At 50.2% G+C, this 16051-nt stretch carries 15 protein-coding genes; 7 read left to right on the plus strand and 8 right to left on the minus strand.

From position 1 onward, the window contains the following. The first annotated feature begins 93 nt into the window (after positions 1–93). From malM to ubiA, 3 genes are all read left to right on the plus strand, one after another. Positions 94–999 carry a maltose operon protein MalM gene (gene malM / locus BN1044_RS00350; protein WP_072307134.1) on the plus strand — a complete coding sequence of 302 codons (906 nt, stop codon included), beginning with the start codon at positions 94–96 and terminating at the stop codon, positions 997–999. Between the two features lie 198 nt (positions 1000–1197). Further along, positions 1198–1713, plus strand: a complete 516-nt coding sequence (gene ubiC, locus BN1044_RS00355) for a chorismate lyase (RefSeq protein WP_072307074.1) — start codon at positions 1198–1200, stop codon at positions 1711–1713. A 24-nt stretch (positions 1714–1737) separates the two neighbouring features. Beyond that, complete coding sequence (ubiA, locus tag BN1044_RS00360; RefSeq protein ID WP_040044761.1) at positions 1738–2607, plus strand: 4-hydroxybenzoate octaprenyltransferase; 870 nt, start codon at positions 1738–1740, stop codon at positions 2605–2607. Positions 2608–2697: 90 nt separating this feature from the next. Here the strand turns inward: ubiA and plsB are convergent, their stop codons facing one another. After that, positions 2698–5175, minus strand: coding sequence for a glycerol-3-phosphate 1-O-acyltransferase PlsB (gene plsB / locus BN1044_RS00365; RefSeq protein WP_072307075.1), 2478 nt, complete (start codon positions 5173–5175; stop codon positions 2698–2700). 127 nt (positions 5176–5302) lie between these two features. Here plsB and BN1044_RS00370 point away from each other — a divergent pair, with 127 nt between their 5' ends. Further along, complete coding sequence (locus BN1044_RS00370; RefSeq protein WP_025802436.1) at positions 5303–5668, plus strand: diacylglycerol kinase; 366 nt, start codon at positions 5303–5305, stop codon at positions 5666–5668. Between the two features lie 84 nt (positions 5669–5752). On the opposite strand, the gene BN1044_RS00375 is transcribed toward BN1044_RS00370, so the two are convergent. From BN1044_RS00375 to citC, 7 genes are read right to left on the minus strand one after another with little or no spacing between them, the layout of a single operon-like run. Beyond that, complete coding sequence (locus BN1044_RS00375; protein WP_072307076.1) at positions 5753–7216, minus strand: anion permease; 1464 nt, start codon at positions 7214–7216, stop codon at positions 5753–5755. 31 nt (positions 7217–7247) lie between these two features. Next, a complete protein-coding gene (citG, locus tag BN1044_RS00380) occupies positions 7248–8156 on the minus strand; it encodes a triphosphoribosyl-dephospho-CoA synthase CitG (protein WP_072307077.1) in 909 nt (302 codons plus the stop codon). Beyond that, positions 8128–8682, minus strand: a complete 555-nt coding sequence (gene citX, locus BN1044_RS00385) for a citrate lyase holo-[acyl-carrier protein] synthase (protein ID WP_072307078.1) — start codon at positions 8680–8682, stop codon at positions 8128–8130. Before citX ends, citG begins: the two co-directional genes overlap by 29 nt. 3 nt (positions 8683–8685) lie before the next feature. Then, positions 8686–10218 carry a citrate lyase subunit alpha gene (gene citF / locus BN1044_RS00390; RefSeq protein WP_072307079.1) on the minus strand — a complete coding sequence of 511 codons (1533 nt, stop codon included), beginning with the start codon at positions 10216–10218 and terminating at the stop codon, positions 8686–8688. A gap of 11 nt (positions 10219–10229) precedes the next feature. Further along, on the minus strand, positions 10230–11138 hold the full coding sequence (citE, locus tag BN1044_RS00395) for a citrate (pro-3S)-lyase subunit beta (RefSeq protein ID WP_025802426.1): 909 nt from the start codon (positions 11136–11138) through the stop codon (positions 10230–10232). Beyond that, complete coding sequence (gene citD / locus BN1044_RS00400; protein WP_046457562.1) at positions 11135–11431, minus strand: citrate lyase acyl carrier protein; 297 nt, start codon at positions 11429–11431, stop codon at positions 11135–11137. The genes citE and citD overlap by 4 nt, the downstream gene beginning before the upstream one ends. Next, on the minus strand, positions 11428–12504 hold the full coding sequence (gene citC, locus BN1044_RS00405; protein WP_072307080.1) for a [citrate (pro-3S)-lyase] ligase: 1077 nt from the start codon (positions 12502–12504) through the stop codon (positions 11428–11430). Before citC ends, citD begins: the two co-directional genes overlap by 4 nt. Positions 12505–12895: 391 nt before the next feature. On the opposite strand from citC, the gene dpiB reads away from it, so the two are divergent. From dpiB to lexA, 3 genes are all read left to right on the plus strand, one after another. Then, positions 12896–14557, plus strand: coding sequence for a sensor histidine kinase DpiB (gene dpiB / locus BN1044_RS00410; RefSeq protein WP_072307081.1), 1662 nt, complete (start codon positions 12896–12898; stop codon positions 14555–14557). Then, the gene (dpiA, locus tag BN1044_RS00415; RefSeq protein WP_072307082.1) at positions 14526–15224 is read left to right on the plus strand and encodes a two-component response regulator DpiA; all 699 of its coding nucleotides are present in this window, start codon (positions 14526–14528) and stop codon (positions 15222–15224) included. Before dpiB ends, dpiA begins: the two co-directional genes overlap by 32 nt. Before the next feature lie 164 nt (positions 15225–15388). Then, positions 15389–15997 carry a transcriptional repressor LexA gene (lexA, locus tag BN1044_RS00420; RefSeq protein ID WP_025802416.1) on the plus strand — a complete coding sequence of 203 codons (609 nt, stop codon included), beginning with the start codon at positions 15389–15391 and terminating at the stop codon, positions 15995–15997. The last annotated feature ends 54 nt before the right edge of the window (positions 15998–16051 follow it).

Below are 16051 nucleotides of genomic sequence, written 5' to 3' on the forward strand. Positions count from 1 at the left end.
ATTGAGCTCGGCGGCTTTCTTGCCATAGCAGCCGAGCTGTCTCTAAGGTGGTTCATAATGAAAAGCAAAATGAATAATAAAATCAAAGCTGTCATGAAACAGAATACCATCGCGTTGAGCGTCGCCTTGGCGATGTTCAGCGCCATGCCGCTTAGCGTTCAGGCGGACAGCGGTATCCAGCCTGCGAATGTTGCTACCGCGCCGGCCATCCCTGCCAATACATTACATCAGCTACCTTGGGAGCCATTGGTTCCTCCGGTGACGAAAACGGCTACCTTGACCAGCAGCAGCGCGCAGCTGCACGTCGGTGATATCCAAGGGGCGGTAGGGGCTTTTGCATTACCGGCCGATCGGGGCTCGCTTGAAATTACCATCAGCAGCTTAGTGGAAGGCAAAAGAGTCTATGCCCCAAGCGTAATGGTTTTAGATGAAAATATGCGTCCTGCGGCATTTTATCCAAGCAGCTATTTTAGCTATCAGCAACCTGGCGTGATGAGCGGCGATCGTCTGGAAGGTACCCTGAAATTAACGCCTGCATTAGGGCAAAAACAGATCTACATGGTGATCTACACCACGTCGCAGGATTTAGCCAAAACAACCCAGATGGTCGATCCTGCGAAAGCCTACGCGGCTGGCGTAGGCAATGCGGTGCCAAATATTCCTGATCCGATCGCGATCCATCAGTCTACGGGTACGATCAAGATCAAAGTGAAAGCAGAGCAGAACACCGGCAACGTGATGATCGGCGGGATCCTGCCTATGGTCCAAAAAGAGCAGCCCATCGTGGTAGGCGCTGCTACAGCACCGGTTGCTGCCGCGCCGTCAAAACCGGCTCAGCCAATGCTCAAAGATACCGATGAATATTTCAATAAAGGTATCCGTGATGCAGTGAAAGGCGGAGATATCGATAAAGCGTTGAAATTGATGAATGAAGCTGAACAACTTGGTTCAACCACTGCCCGTGAAACCTTTATTCACAGTGTGAAAGGCAAGGGTTAAACCCGCGCTGTGAAAGCTGGCTCTTTGACTGGGTGCCCTTCGGGGCACCTTTTTTTATTTTATATTTTCCCTCCTTGTTACCAAATTGATCATCTATTGCTACTGCTCTGCCTACGTCGGGTAATCTGAGTTACAATGAACGTCCTATTTTCAGCGTGGGCGAGGGTCGGCGCTAAATTCTGTTTTGGAGTCACCGGAATGACTGACTGTCATCCGTCGTTGGACGTTACTCATTGGCACCCCATTCATGAAGTCGATTTGACTGCGCAGCAGCGCAGCTGGCTGGGCGAGTGTCAATCCATGACCGCGCGCTTCGAGCGCTACTGCGACAAAGTCACTATCGTTCCACGGCGCGAAGGTTTCATCACTGCCCAATCTTTAGGTGAAGAAGCCATGCTGTTGCCAAACTGTGAGCGCTTTTGGCTACGCGAAGTTTTGTTGTGTGGTGATAATGTGCCGTGGTTGTTTGGCCGTACGCTGATCCCCGAAACGTCTCTTACCGGGGAAGAGGTTTCCTTATTGACGTTAGGCACGGTTCCACTTGGGCGCTATTTATTCAACGCCGCGGAGCTTACGCGCGATTTTATTCAGGTGGGTTCTCAGAGAGAACTGTGGGCGCGGCGCAGCCGTTTACGTTTGTCGGGTAAACCTTTGTTGTTAACCGAACTTTTTTTGTCTGAGTCTCCGTTGTATGGTGTTAATAATGAATTGTGATGTCGTCATCATTGGAATGAATGACTGGAGGGATTCGTGACTCAAACTAAATGGCAGGCCTATTGCCGCCTGATGAGAATTGATAAGCCGATTGGCTCGCTATTATTGCTCTGGCCCACCTATTGGGCGTTATGGCTAGCGGGCGGCCAAATTCCAAGCCTAAAGCTGCTGGTGGTATTTACGCTAGGGGTCTTTTTCATGCGTGCCGCCGGATGTGTGGTTAATGATTTTGCCGATCGTCGTGTAGACGGTCACGTTAAGCGCACGGCGCATCGTCCATTGCCAAGCGGTGCAGTAACGGAGAAAGAGAGCAAGATTCTGTTTGTGGCGCTGGTGCTGGTTTCTTTTGGGCTGGTATTAACGCTTAACGCCATGACGATTTGGTTATCGGTTGCGGCTCTTGCGCTGGCTTGGGTCTATCCATTTATGAAGCGCTTTACCCATTTGCCACAGGTTGTACTGGGTATGGCGTTTGGATGGTCAATCCCGATGGCGTATGCCGCCGTAAGCGAAAGTTTGCCGCTGAGCTGCTGGTTGCTATTTCTGGCGAATATTTGTTGGACGGTAGCTTATGACACCCAGTATGCGATGGTGGATAGGGACGACGACCTTCGCATTGGTATCAAGTCTACGGCGATTCTGTTTGGCCGCTTCGATAAGCTCATCATTGGCCTGTTACAGCTGGCGACGCTGTTGTTGATGGTGTGGATTGGTTATTTAAACCAGCTGAGCGGCGCTTATTACTGGGGCATTTTACTGGCTGGGGCGCTGTTTATTCACCAACAGAAGTTGATTGCACTGCGTGAGCGTATGCCGTGCTTCCAAGCTTTCTTGAATAACAACTATGCCGGACTGGTGCTGTTTATCGGCATTGCGCTTTCAATTTGGATCTGACATTAGAATCTAAAAAACGCGGGTTTTAAACTAGAGAAAAGGCGCCAATTGGCGCCTTTTCTTATTTACCCAAGAGTGATTAACGAGACGTTATTCGCTCTTATCACTATCGTCTTCGGCGGCGGTTTGCGCTGGAGGTAAGGTTTCCATTTCAGGCGCGCTAACGCTTTCAATGGTCAGCTTGATCTCTGGCGTTATCATGGCACCTAGCAGGTTATAGATTTCCATGGTGTGTTCAGGGATCGCATCGCCGACGTCGTTGATATAGCCCTCGGAACGCAAGGTCCCTACCAAGGTTGCAAACACTGCTTTGTCGAAGAATTCAGGTGCATTGATACCGTGCAGAACCGACAAACGCTGCGCCATAATACGGCTCTCTTTTTCCAGCGCACCGCGGCTGATGCTTGGATTCGCGCTGAGCAGAGAGAAAGTAATGGCATAACGTTGCAGTGTTTCACGAACGCCGGCAGCCAAAAGCTGTAGCGTGCGGATACGGCCCGGATTCATCACCAGCTCGTCGCCCTTCGCGCAAATCAATTGCTGGCGACATAGTTCAGTAATAATCGGTTCAAGCACCTGCGGTAAGTTGCTGCGCTCATTATGCAAGAACAGCTCTTCTTTTAGCATTGGGTAGAGTAAATCGACCTGACGCAGCAGCTCCGTGCGCGAGATGCTGTTATGGTTCATCACCATATTGGCAATCAGCGACGGTAGCACCAGCATATGCTGAATATTGTTACGGTAATACGTCATCAATACTGCCTGTTCGCGTGGCAGGATGATTAGCTCGCCGATGTTGTCTTTTTCCACTTCAAACTTATCCATTTGAAGAGCATGTTGCAGTAGCTCCTCAGCGGTTTGGTTCGGCGTGGTGGCATCTTCGGCATAAGGCGCATTTCGCAACAGCTGCAGATAGCAGTCTAGCTGTTCTAACAGTTGTTCACGCGTCAGCGCACGTTGGCGAGAAGCCAATAGCGCGGTTGAACAGAGGTTCATCGCGTTAGCTGCCGCTGACTTGTTAATGTTCACCATCACGGTATTGGCGATTGCGTTAACCGTTGGTGTTAACCAGCTAGGGCGCTGCGCTTCGATTGGATCGATAGACTCGCGCCATTCAGGAACGTGCTGATTCAGCCAGTTGTTGATTGGGATTGGCTCACCAAAGTTTACGTAACCCTGTCCCAGATTGCGCAGCTTACGCAGCCCGCGAACCATCTGGATCAGGCTTTCTTTCTCTTTAGTGGCACCGCGCAGCTCTTTGGCATAGGTGGCTACTTCCATCACGTGCTCATAACCGATATACACCGGAACCAGCGTGATTGGACGCTTACCGCCGCGCAGCATGGCCTGAATGGTCATTGCCAGCGTACCCGTTTTAGGCTCAAGCAAACGACCCGTACGTGAACGGCCGCCTTCCATAAAGTATTCAACCGAATAACCGCGGCTAAACAGCTCGCCTAGGTATTCACGGAATACGGTGGAATAAAGCTTATTCCCTTTAAAGGTACGGCGAATGAAGAACGCACCTAAGCGGCGGAAAATCGGACCGGCTGGCCAGAAATTCAGGTTGATACCGGCAGCAATGTGCGGCGGTACCAAGCCTTGGTGATAAAGCACGTAGGACAACAGCAGATAGTCCATGTGGCTGCGGTGGCAGGGCACATAAACAATCTCATGGCCGTCTTGCGCTAATTTACGCACGCGCTCGGCGTTATGGACGTTGATCCCTTGGTACAAACGGTTCCATGTCCAGCTCAGCACGCGGTCGGATAAACGCACCGCTTCATAGGTGAAGTTGGCTGCAACTTCTTCCATCAAAGCAACCGCATTTTGCTGTGCTTTTTCACGGGAGATTTTTTTGCTACGCGCTTCGTCCTCAACCGCTTTCTCTATCGCTTTGGATGAGAGCAGTTTATTAAACAGCGCTTGGCGATCGGGCAGGCTTGGACCCACCGCGGCTAAACGCTGGCGGGAGAAGTGCATACGCGCCACGCGTGCGAGTTTCTGGGCGATAGTTTGATCGGTGCCGTGTTCGTCTGCCATATAACGTAGTGAAACGACGTTAGAGAAACGTACGAAGCTGTCACGGCCTAACCAAATAACGGCAAAGAATTTTTGGATACCGTTAAGTAAACGCAGCTGCGGCGCTCCGTGATGGCCTTCACGACCCGGAGAGCGCCCAAACATAACCGACACCGGGATCATTTGGATATCCAGTGCAGGGTTATTGCGGTGCAGATCCAGATAGTCATGGAACAGTTTGACGGATTCTTGCTTCGGCGCGTAATAACGGAATACGCGCGGGCCATCGTCAATGAAGACGTAGCGTGGCAATATAGTGCCGTCAATTTCATTATCGTCGAGCGGATCAGGCAGGTCCTGAGCCAAACAGCGATCTCGGAAGGTCAATAAATCCGCTTTTGAGTTATAAGGTAAGACATACAACACCGGGCGGGTGGTGTCTAAACGTAGCTCAGCCACCGGTTCAGAAGGGATTACCTTGCTTTTAACCAGTAGTTTCAGCGGTAGATTCAATAACTTATAGTAAAATTTACGCCAACCTGACATAAAACAGAAAGCCTCTTGTTAGCCATTCGCCGCAAGGATACCAGAAACACGGTTTGAGATCTGTGGTGATGAGTGAATGAGAAGTCGCTAAAATCACATAAGACTTCTAAATTTTGATGGAATTAAAATGAATAGCACTACCGGATTGACTCGAATTGTTAAAGCCGCTGGTTACTCGGTGAAGGGATTGAAAGCGGCGTGGAAACACGAGGCTGCATTCCGCCAAGAATTGATGCTGATGATTGTGGCCGTGGTGATTGCTGCATGGTTGGATGTCTCTATTGTAGAACGTATCTTGCTAATAGGCTGCGTCACGCTGGTGGTGATCTTAGAAATCGTTAACAGCGCGATTGAGGCCGTTGTCGACCGCATCGGGTCTGAGTTCCATGAACTCTCTGGGCGCGCGAAAGATATGGGCTCTGCCGCCGTATTTGTTGCCCTATGGCTGTCTGCTTTTATTTGGGTCAGCATCCTGTGGGGACACTACATGTAATGTGAGTGTGTACTTACATTCATAATGCATTAAGGCCACCCTGGGGTGGCCTTAATATTATCTAAGCAGGTCGAACAGAGCGGTTTAGCTCCACAGTGCCAGAATCGGCCAACCCACCAGCAGCAGCAGGGAGATGTAAATCACACCGAAGATGGCACCTAAGCGCCAGTAGTCTTTCGATTTTACATATCCGCAGCCGTAGATGATAACCCCAGGGCCAGTGGCGTATGGGGTCAAGCAGCCCATGATACCAATAGACAGCACCAGCAGAATACACAGGTGTTCCATTGGCACGCCTGGGATACCTTTACCAACCGCCAAAATCACTGGCAGCATGGTAGCAGTATGCGCAGACAGGCTGGCAAACAGGTAGTGAGCGAAATAGAACACCAATACCAGCACAATCACGGTCGCATTTGGCGAGAAGCCTTCCAGATGCGTGCTCATGGTGTTAGCAAACCAATCGATAAAGCCTGAACGAGTCAGACCGTTTGCCATAACCACTAACGTGGCGAGGTTAACCAACGTATTCCATGCGCTGTTGTACTTCGTGATGTCTTTCCAAGGCACAACGTGCAAGGCCAACATCAGAGATACTGCTAACAGACCAACCGCAGTGGCATCGATGAAATCGCCGCCGAAGACCCACAAGGCCAAGCTCAGCAGCACTAAACCAATCAGGGTGATCTCTTTGCTGGTTAAGCGGCCCATCTCTTTTAATGCGCCACCGGCCCATTCAGAGACTTCTGCGCTGTGCGTAACTTCTGGTTTATACAGCACATAAGATAACCATGGCGCCACGATCAGCAGGATAAGACCCACTGGCAGGAAGCTCAGGAACCATTGCAGCCAGCTAATCTGAATGCCCGCGATTTTACTCACGAATTCCAAGCCCAGAACGTTTGGCGCAGCGCCAGTTACGAACATGGAAGAACTCAGACTGGTACTGATCACCATCATCCACATCAAATAGCCGCCGATGCGACGTGATGAGGGATCGTTAGGGAATGATTTGAACAGCGGTGGCAGGTTCTTGATGACTGGGAATACGGTACCCCCGGTACGCGCGGTGTTAGACGGCGTGAACGGTGCCAGCATGATATCAATGATAACAATGGCATAGCCAAGAGTAAGTGTTCGCTTACCCATAAACTTAACCATGAACAACGCGATACGACGGCCTAGACCAGTGACTTCATAACCCAGAGCAAAAATGAATGCGCCAAACACCAACCACACGGTGGTGCTGGAGAATCCAGCCAGACCCCATTTCAGCGCTTGTTTGCCAGCATCAAAAGCCGGATCGGCAAGCTCTTTGGCATCAAACAGCAGATAATTGCTGCCGATAACGCAGATAGTCACGGCGATAAAGCTGATCGCCGTAGCAGGGATAGGCTCCAAAATCATCCCAACGATCATAGCCACAAACACGGCGAAATAGTGCCACGCCTGCGGAGGCATACCATCAGGAACAGGAATAAGTAACATCACTGCCATAACCAGCAGAGGTGCAACTAATTTCCATATCTTATCTTTTGAAACAGACATAACTGATTCTCCAAGAAGGAATTTTTAAAGTTTAATGTGAATAATTGAAGTGCGAAATTTGAGCTAAAAACCAGGTAATAATCAGCAGGTCGGCGCAGCCGCCAGCGCTGAGGTTGCGTTGAATGCATTCCTGGTCGAAATCATGGAGGTGCTTGAGATCGGAGGGCTGGCGAATGCCACCCTGACGCAGCAATGCCTTAGCGCGCTGTTGCAGCCAACTGAGGCCGCTTTGGCCCCCGCGAGAGGCGACGTTGGTGTCGCCGTTATGTGCCATCAGCACTAACAGCGTATCAAGCAATGCAAGTTCAGGATCGGTGCCCTGCGCGAGGCGGGCTTGATAATGTGGCAGAGCGAGCTGAATAACTAATGGATAGCCGGCTTCAGCTTCGCCGCGCGCGCCGGTGAGACCGAGCTGTCGATAGAGCCGTTGTCCTGCGGTTTTTTGTTGATTGTTATGGTTATTTCGCAGTTCACGCTCGGTCAGCCCACGGCAAAAAGCGGCGGCGGTGTTACAGATTAGTTCAGGTGTGATAGCGCTTTTTCTTTGGTGCAAACGCCCGATAGCCGCGCACAGTAACCCCAAAGAAAAAATGCTGCCTTTATGCGTATTCACGCCAACAGTTGCGCGGAACATGTCAGTTTCGCAGGCGATGCCAATGGGACGTAGCCCGGTGAGCACGTCTGATTCAGCAAGATTGGCGCTAGATGCACCAAATTCTATAAAGCGCGGTAACCATTGGCGGATCGCCAATGCGCTACGGTGAAAATCTTCCAGCGCCATATCTTTATGTGCGCCGCAGTTATTTCTATCGACCAAGCCCGGTTTTGGCGTGAGATTGACCTCAGCCAACATGGCACGGTAAGCAAGCTCGCTGCAATGAGCGACGAAATGCTCATCGGTAGCGGTGGAATCAGACGGCTGCTGCGTTATCGGCATCATGCAGTAATGCCTCCATGCGGGTGATCAGATCGGGAATTGCGTGTGCTCTTTCGCGCGCGCATACGGCCGCTTCGCGTTGGCACAGCAAACAGGTTCGGCTAGGCAGCAAAAAGTCACGACGAGAGAGAATTTTTCCTAGCGGGTTCAATACGTCGATGTCCCATAAACGCCCAAGCACATGTTGTTGTTCGAGTGCGATCATGGCTTCTTTAACCACGCGAGCCGGTGCGTCGATGGCGAGCAACCCTTCGGGGCCGGTCGCCAACGCAAAAGAAGCCTGCTCCTTCAATTCCCAACCTGATTGTTCAACCCGCTGGCACAGCGCTTTCAGGCCATGATTGAAGATTTTGCGTGTCATCACGCTATCTTTAATCGGCCCAGGCGCGACCACGGTAAACGAGAGCAGCGTTGAGGTATGGCGCGCCAGCCACTCCGTTTGCCGGGACTGCCTGCATTCACGGCTGAATAGCAGTTCCGGCAATGTAACGGTGTGGCTGGTCGCCAAAGTTGGGAGCAGGTAAAACATGGTTTATTCCTTAACCTGACGAACGACGTCGATCACGGAACCATCGCGATAGCGCACAACGGCGATAACACGGTCAGTGAATTCGATCGCACGAGGTTGTCCGGTAAGGATTTGTGCACGTTCACGCAGCCATTCGATGGAAACCACTTTCAAGCCAGCGGCTTTTAGGCGGTCGGCCAACTCTGGGCGCGCAGGGTTAACGGCAATACCGTGGTCAGTAACCAGAATATCGACACTTGAACCAGGAGTGACACAGGTGGTGACTTCATCAACCAGCGTTGGAATGCGGCCACGCACCAATGGTGCAACGATAATGGACAGCGCAGCAGCTACGGCGGTGTCACAATGGCCACCGGAGGCTCCGCGTAAAACACCGTCAGAACCGGTCAGCACGTTCACGTTGAAGTGAGTGTCCACTTCCAACGCACTCAGCACCACGACGTCTAAGCGATCAACGGAGGCGCCTTTTGAGCCCCAGTTTGCATACTGATTAGCGCTAATTTCGATGTGGTTCGGGTTACGAGCCAAAGACTCTGCGGCTGCACGGTCGAAGCTTTGTACGTCCAGCAGTTTCTTGATGAAACCTTTTTCATGCAGATCAACGATGGTGGACGTAATGCCGCCTAACGCAAAGCCAGCATGAATATCGCGGCTACGCATTTTGTCTTCGAGGAAGCGGGTTACCGCCAGTGATGCACCACCGGTACCGGTTTGCAGCGAGAAACCCTCTTTGAAGTAGCCGGAGTTAACCACTACGTCAGCCGCGCTGCGAGCGATCAATAGTTCGCGCGGATTAGAGGTCATACGGGTTGCATCTGCACCGATTTTGTCGGCATCGCCGACCTGTTCGATTTGCACGATCAAATCAACCTGATCTTGCATGATGCTAGCTGGGTTATGCGGGTACGGCAGCAGTGCTTCGGTCAGCAGAACTACCTGTTTGGCATTTTCAGCATCGACTTTGGCATAGCCAAGAGAACCGCAGCAGGCTTTGCCGGTGTAGCCGTTAGCATTACCAAACGGATCGCAGGCAGGAACACCTAGGAAAGCAACGTCGATATTCAGCTCGCCGCTTTCAACTAAATGTACGCGGCCACCGTGAGAGTGGATTTGTACCGGCTCTTCCAGCAGACCACGGGAGATTTCTTCCGCCAATGGGCCACGCAGGCCAGAGGTATAGATACGGCTGACAACGCCGTTGCGGATATGATCTACCAGCGGTGAGTGGCAGTCGCTCAGCGAGCTGGATGCCAATGTAAGATTCTTGAAGCCCATCTGCGCGATAGTAGCCATCACTAAGTTGATGGTCAGATCGCCGCCGCGGAATGCGTGGTGGAAAGAGATGGTCATGCCGTCATGCAGGCCTGAGCGGCGAATCGCCTCTTCCAGCGTGCTGCATAATTTTTTATCGCGTGGCTTTTGTGCCTGCAGATTTAATTTTGAAACGTTTTTATAGCTTGGCAGTGCGCTTTCAGTTTGGCGGGTATAGGCCGAAACGCGTTCCTGTCGTTGAAGAAGTTCTTTTTTCTGAGTCATTTTTTTTCGCCTTATTCTTCACGGATGCCAGACAGTTCTGCACGAGACAGAACCAAACGGGCGCGCTCAATCACTGGGCTATCAACCATTTTGCCGTTCAGTGAAACAACGCCACGGCCTTCACGTGCAGAAGCTTCTGCCGCTTCAACAACGAGTTTCGCGTGATTGACTTCTTTCTGAGTTGGGGCGTAAAGGTTGTGCAATAACTCAATTTGGCGTGGGTTGATCAGTGATTTACCGTCAAAGCCCAACTGTTTGATATGCGCAGCTTCGCGTAGAAAGCCTTCTTCATTGTTGGCATCGGAATAGACGGTATCGAAAGCCTGAATGCCTGCAGAGCGAGCGGCTTGCAGAATTGAACAGCGAGCGAATAGCAGTTCAACACCTTCTGGAGAGCGTTCGGTGCGCAGGTTACGCACGTAGTCTTCTGCACCCAGAGCAATACCGATTAAACGTGGAGAAGCGTGAGCAATGGCTACAGCTTGAGTAATCCCTTGAGCGGATTCAATCGCCGCTAGAAGGCCGGTGCTGCCAACTTCACGGCCACATTCGGCTTCAATGCGGGCAATTTCGTTTTCGATATCAATGACGTCTTGGGCAGTGTCAGTTTTCGGCAGACGTACGATGTCTGCGCCACCGCGAACTACGGCTTCCAAATCGGCTACGCCATATTCAGAATCCAGCGCGTTGACGCGCACGATGGTTTCAATGTCTTGGTACAGCGGATGCTGCAATGCGTGATAAACCAGACGACGAGCGGCATCTTTTTCGCGCAGAACCACGGAGTCTTCTAGGTCAAACATCAGCGCATCGGCGTGATAGATAAAGGAGTTGCTGACCATAGCCGCGTTTGCGCCCGGTACAAACAGCATGCTGCGGCGAGTGCGAGATTTACGCTCTTGTGCGATACGGGAAGTCATGCGCGTTCCTCCCAAGGCAGGTTTTTCACATCGCTGGCGCGAACTAGCAGCGTTTCCAAACGGGCGCGCAGGATGCAGTCCAAGGCACCTTTGTCATCAACGATGAGCTGAACGCCGCTAATATCATGACGCTTGAGAATCTCCATAACGGTAGCGCGGATCGCGTCGCCGAACTGTTTCTCAACGCTGCTGCTGATTTGCAGATCAATCTCTGGTGTGTCGATAGGCGCTATTCGCACCATCACATCGCTAGACTCCAAAGTGCCAGCGACGGCTGCTTGGGTTATTTTCATTTTTCACCTGTTACTAATGCGGATTCCTGCGGCCGGTCAGTCGCGTTTTCTGAGCGAGGAACGAGCAAGCGTTGTAAATAAGCGCGGGTCGCTTCAGGCACCAAAGGCGCGATGGCCGGAAGATCTTTTTGCACCAGCAGTTTGCGTACCCACGAGGCGGAGATCGCGGTGTCGTGGTGTTGCAAACGCTCAATTTCCACCAGTTCAATCGGTGGTGCGGGCAGAGACGGCGTCTCCAGCCAGTGGCGCATGTCACGGTTGTATTTGGCCGTCACCTGGCAGTACGGTTCGGTACCGACGAAACGATGGGTAATACCCAAGGCTGGAGCCAAATACTGACGAAAAATTTTAAGGTCGATCTCGGTGTAACAATCGTCAACAACGCCTTGTTCTTTGATGAAGTAGCAAGGGAATGTTGCGCGAGAAATGATGTATTCCGAGCCACGGTGCACCGTTAAGTTCTTGATATCAGAAGTTCCGGCACGCACCAGTTCGAGGCGGTCTTCATAAGGAAAACGTGAAGTATCCTCTTTGACCAAGAACAGGTGCAGCCAATCGCATTGCGCCGCCGCCTGCTGAACCAGATAACGGTGCCCGTTGGTAAACGGGTTGGCATTCATAACGATGCTGCCAATTTTATTGCCGTCGTGGCGTAGCGTCGTGAGATAGCTGGCGTAGCGCTGAATTCGTGTGGCGCTGTTTTCCATCAGCACCATGACGTTGGGTACGCTGGTGACGGTATAAAAGCCGCACTGCTTGAATAACGCTTCGTTCTGGGTTTTTGTGTATATAAATAAATGAGTGCAGTGCTTTTCATACGCCAGATTAATTAATTCTGTGGCGAGGGTGAGCGCGAGGCCTTCACCACGAACAGATTCACTGATAGCAACACATTTAATAATATTCCCCGCTATCCCACCGCAGGCGATTAGCTGGTCATCACGGGTGACGGTAATAAATACTTCCACCGTGGAATCAATGCTCAGGCCATTTTCTCGAAGAAAATGAGCGATGACAGCGATCTTCTTATTTTCCGAACGCTTAACCTGAGAAAATACGGTATTACCAAACATAAAGTTTCCTGTTGCTTGCCGCATGCGTGCAGTAGGGTCACAATTGTTGTGATTTGTTGCATATTAATAACGTTTTATTTTCAATTGCTCGACGCAACGCTTTAATCTTATTCGTTTATATTTTTGCGTTGACGGAATGATCGTAAGGAGTATTAAGGCGGGAAATCTTGACCTATTTCACAAAGAGTTATCAGAATTAAATAGACTTAATGGTTTTTATTTCTTTAATTATCTTTATTTGCATAACTAACGTGGTTTTTATTTGTTTAATTGATTTAATCCGTAGAATCTGCAACGATCTAATCCATAGTGGGTAGAAAACAAGGAAACATATTCATTACATTTCCCTGATACTAGTCCATCTTTTCGCCGCAAAAAAGAGGAAATATCGATGTTTGGCAAACCAAATGTTAAAGAATTTAGGTTTTTTAGCCGCATCGCATTTCCTTTACGAATATTTCTTTTATTACTCCTAGTCTCGACATTATTGGTCGCTGCGTTGGGGAAATATCTATCCGCCTCTTTTGAAGATTATCTCAGCAATCATGTACGTGATATGGCAATGAACCAAGCCAAAATCATTGCTTCAATTGATAGTGTTGTCACGGCGGTGAAAAATAGAGATACCAAACGTCTTGCCATTATCGCCAATAAATTAGGTACCGGTTCGGATTTTGACTATGTTGTAATCGGGGATAAAAATTCTATCCGCTTATATCATCCCAACCCGGCCAAAATTGGTCTTCCTATGCAGTGGAGTAAGCCCGGGGCACTGGAGCGTGGTGAGAGTTATTTTATCACCGGCAAAGGCTCTATCGGTATGGCAATGCGCGCGAAAACGCCAATTTTTGATGAGCAGGGCAAAATTATTGGTGTCGTTTCGCTTGGCTATTTGGTCAGCAAAATAGATAGCTGGCGGCTAGACTTTTTACTGCCTTTGGCAGGCGTATTTGTCTTGATTCTGATTATCTTGATGCTGCTATCGTGGATGTTTGCTTCGCACATTCGTCGACAGATGCTAGGGATGGAACCGCGCCAAATTGCGCGCGTGGTACGCCAACAAGACGCGCTGTTTGGTTCAGTATATGAGGGACTTATTGCGGTCGATCCCGATGGGTTGATTACTGCGATCAACCGAAATGCGCGCAAAATGTTAGGGTTACGCTCGCCAGGAAGGCAATGGTTGGGGAAACCTATCGAAGAGGTTGTTGATCCTGCGGGCTTTTTCACGGAACAGATTGAAGAAAAGCGGCAAGATGTCATTTGCACTTTTAACGGCTTAAGCGTGATTGCTAACCGTGCCGCCATACATTTCGGCGATGAGCTATTGGGCGCAATTATCAGTTTTCGTAGCAAAGATGAAATTAGCACGCTTAACGCCCAGCTCACGCAGATCAAACAATATGTTGAAAGCCTGCGCACGTTACGCCATGAGCATCTTAACTGGATGTCGACGCTTAACGGGCTATTACAAATGAAAGAATATGATCGTGCGCTCGCAATGGTGAAAGGTGAGTCACAGGCGCAGCAGCAGCTTATTGATAACCTGAGAGGTTCTTTCGACGATCGTCAGGTTGCGGGGCTGCTTTTTGGCAAAGCACAGCGCGCTCGTGAACTAGGACTAACGTTTAATTTGGTTGAAGGCAGCCAGCTACGTCAGTTGCCTGAAGGGCTAGATAGCACGGAGTTTGCGGCCATCGTGGGTAATCTACTCGACAATGCCTTTGATGCTAGCCTGAAGAATTTGCAGGGTAATAAAACCATCGAGCTGTATCTTAGCGACGAAGGCGAGGATGTGATCGTGGAAGTAGCCGATCAAGGATGTGGCGTTCCTGAGTCTTTACGTGAGGCTATTTTTGAGCAAGGGGTAAGCACCAAAACAGAAGACGCCGGTGAGCATGGTATAGGACTATATCTGATTGCCAGCTATGTTGGCCGCTGTGGTGGTGTGATTACGTTGGAAGACAACGAACCTTGCGGAACTTTATTTTCCGTATTTATTCCGAAAGTGAAAAAGACTTATGACACAACCAATAACGATTCTAATTGTTGAAGACGAGACTCCGCTTGCAGAGATGCATGCGGAGTTTATTCGCCATTTCCAAGGCTGTGGTCAGGTATGGTTGGCGGGAAATCTTGCTCAGGCCAGAATGATGATTGAGCGATTCAAACCCGATCTGATCTTGCTGGATAACTATTTACCCGATGGCAAAGGCATCACGCTACTGCACGAGTTAACTCAGGCTCGTTTCCCCGGTGGTGTGGTCTTTACCACTGCTGCGAGTGATATGGATACGGTGTCAGATGCGGTGCGCTGCGGCGTATTTGACTATTTGGTGAAGCCGATTGCCTACGAGCGCTTGGGGCAAACGCTTGAGCGCTACCATGTGCGCAAGCGAATGCTAGCCAATAACGATAGCGCCAGCCAACGTCAGATCGATGATATGTTCAATGCCTATGCGCGTGGTGAACAGAAAGAAGAGCTGCCGGTTGGCATTGATGCGCTGACCTTAGATAAGGTGCAAAAGCTATTTGCCGATCCCGAGGCGCGTCATACCGCTGAAACCGTTGCGCAGGAGCTTAAACTTAGCCGAACAACGGCACGGCGCTACTTAGAGTTTTGCGCGGGTCGCCATCTGATTATGGCTGAAATCGTGTATGGAAAGGTTGGCCGCCCACAGCGAACCTATAGAGCGCCAGAAACGGCCAAAAAAGGCTGATGAATTGGCAGATTATTGACGGGTAGCTGGCTGAAAATACAAAAAATGCACGCTCAATGTAGTTCAGTTGCGCTACGGCTCAATCTTTATGTATTTCACGGTTTCAAAATGGTCGCTACCTGTATATACTCACAGCAAAACTGTATAAACAAACAGGTGGTGGAATGAAAGCACTTACAGCCAGACAGCAGGAAGTCTACGATCTGATTCGTGACCATATTGAACAAACTGGCATGCCGCCAACCCGAGCTGAAATTGCTCAGCGCTTGGGATTCCGCTCTCCTAATGCGGCCGAAGAACATTTAAAAGCGTTGCAGCGCAAGGGTGTTATTGAGATCGTTTCCGGTGCTTCCCGTGGTATTCGCTTGCTAATGGAAGATGAAACGGGCCTGCCTTTAATTGGCCGTGTGGCAGCGGGTGAGCCGCTGTTAGCGCAAGAACATATTGAGGGCCACTATCAGGTGGATCCTGCTTTATTTAAGCCAAACGCGGATTTCTTACTGCGTGTTAACGGCATGTCGATGCGTGATATCGGTATTTTAGACGGCGATTTGCTGGCCGTACATAAAACCCAGGATGTGCGTAATGGACAGGTTGTGGTTGCGCGTATCGAAGATGAAGTAACGGTTAAGCGTCTGAAAAAGCAAGGTAATATTGTCCAGCTGTTGCCAGAAAACAGCGACTTCGAGCCTATCGTTGTTGACCTGCGCGAGCAAAACTTCACGATCGAAGGTTTAGCGGTGGGCGTTATTCGTAACGGTGACTGGATCTAAAACTTCGGCTGTTGTGTTTAACATCACACCGATAGACTAAGCCCCTTAATTGGG

Source organism: Hafnia alvei (genome assembly GCF_900095695.1).
GTDB classification, from domain to species: Bacteria; Pseudomonadota; Gammaproteobacteria; order Enterobacterales; family Enterobacteriaceae; genus Hafnia; species Hafnia alvei_B.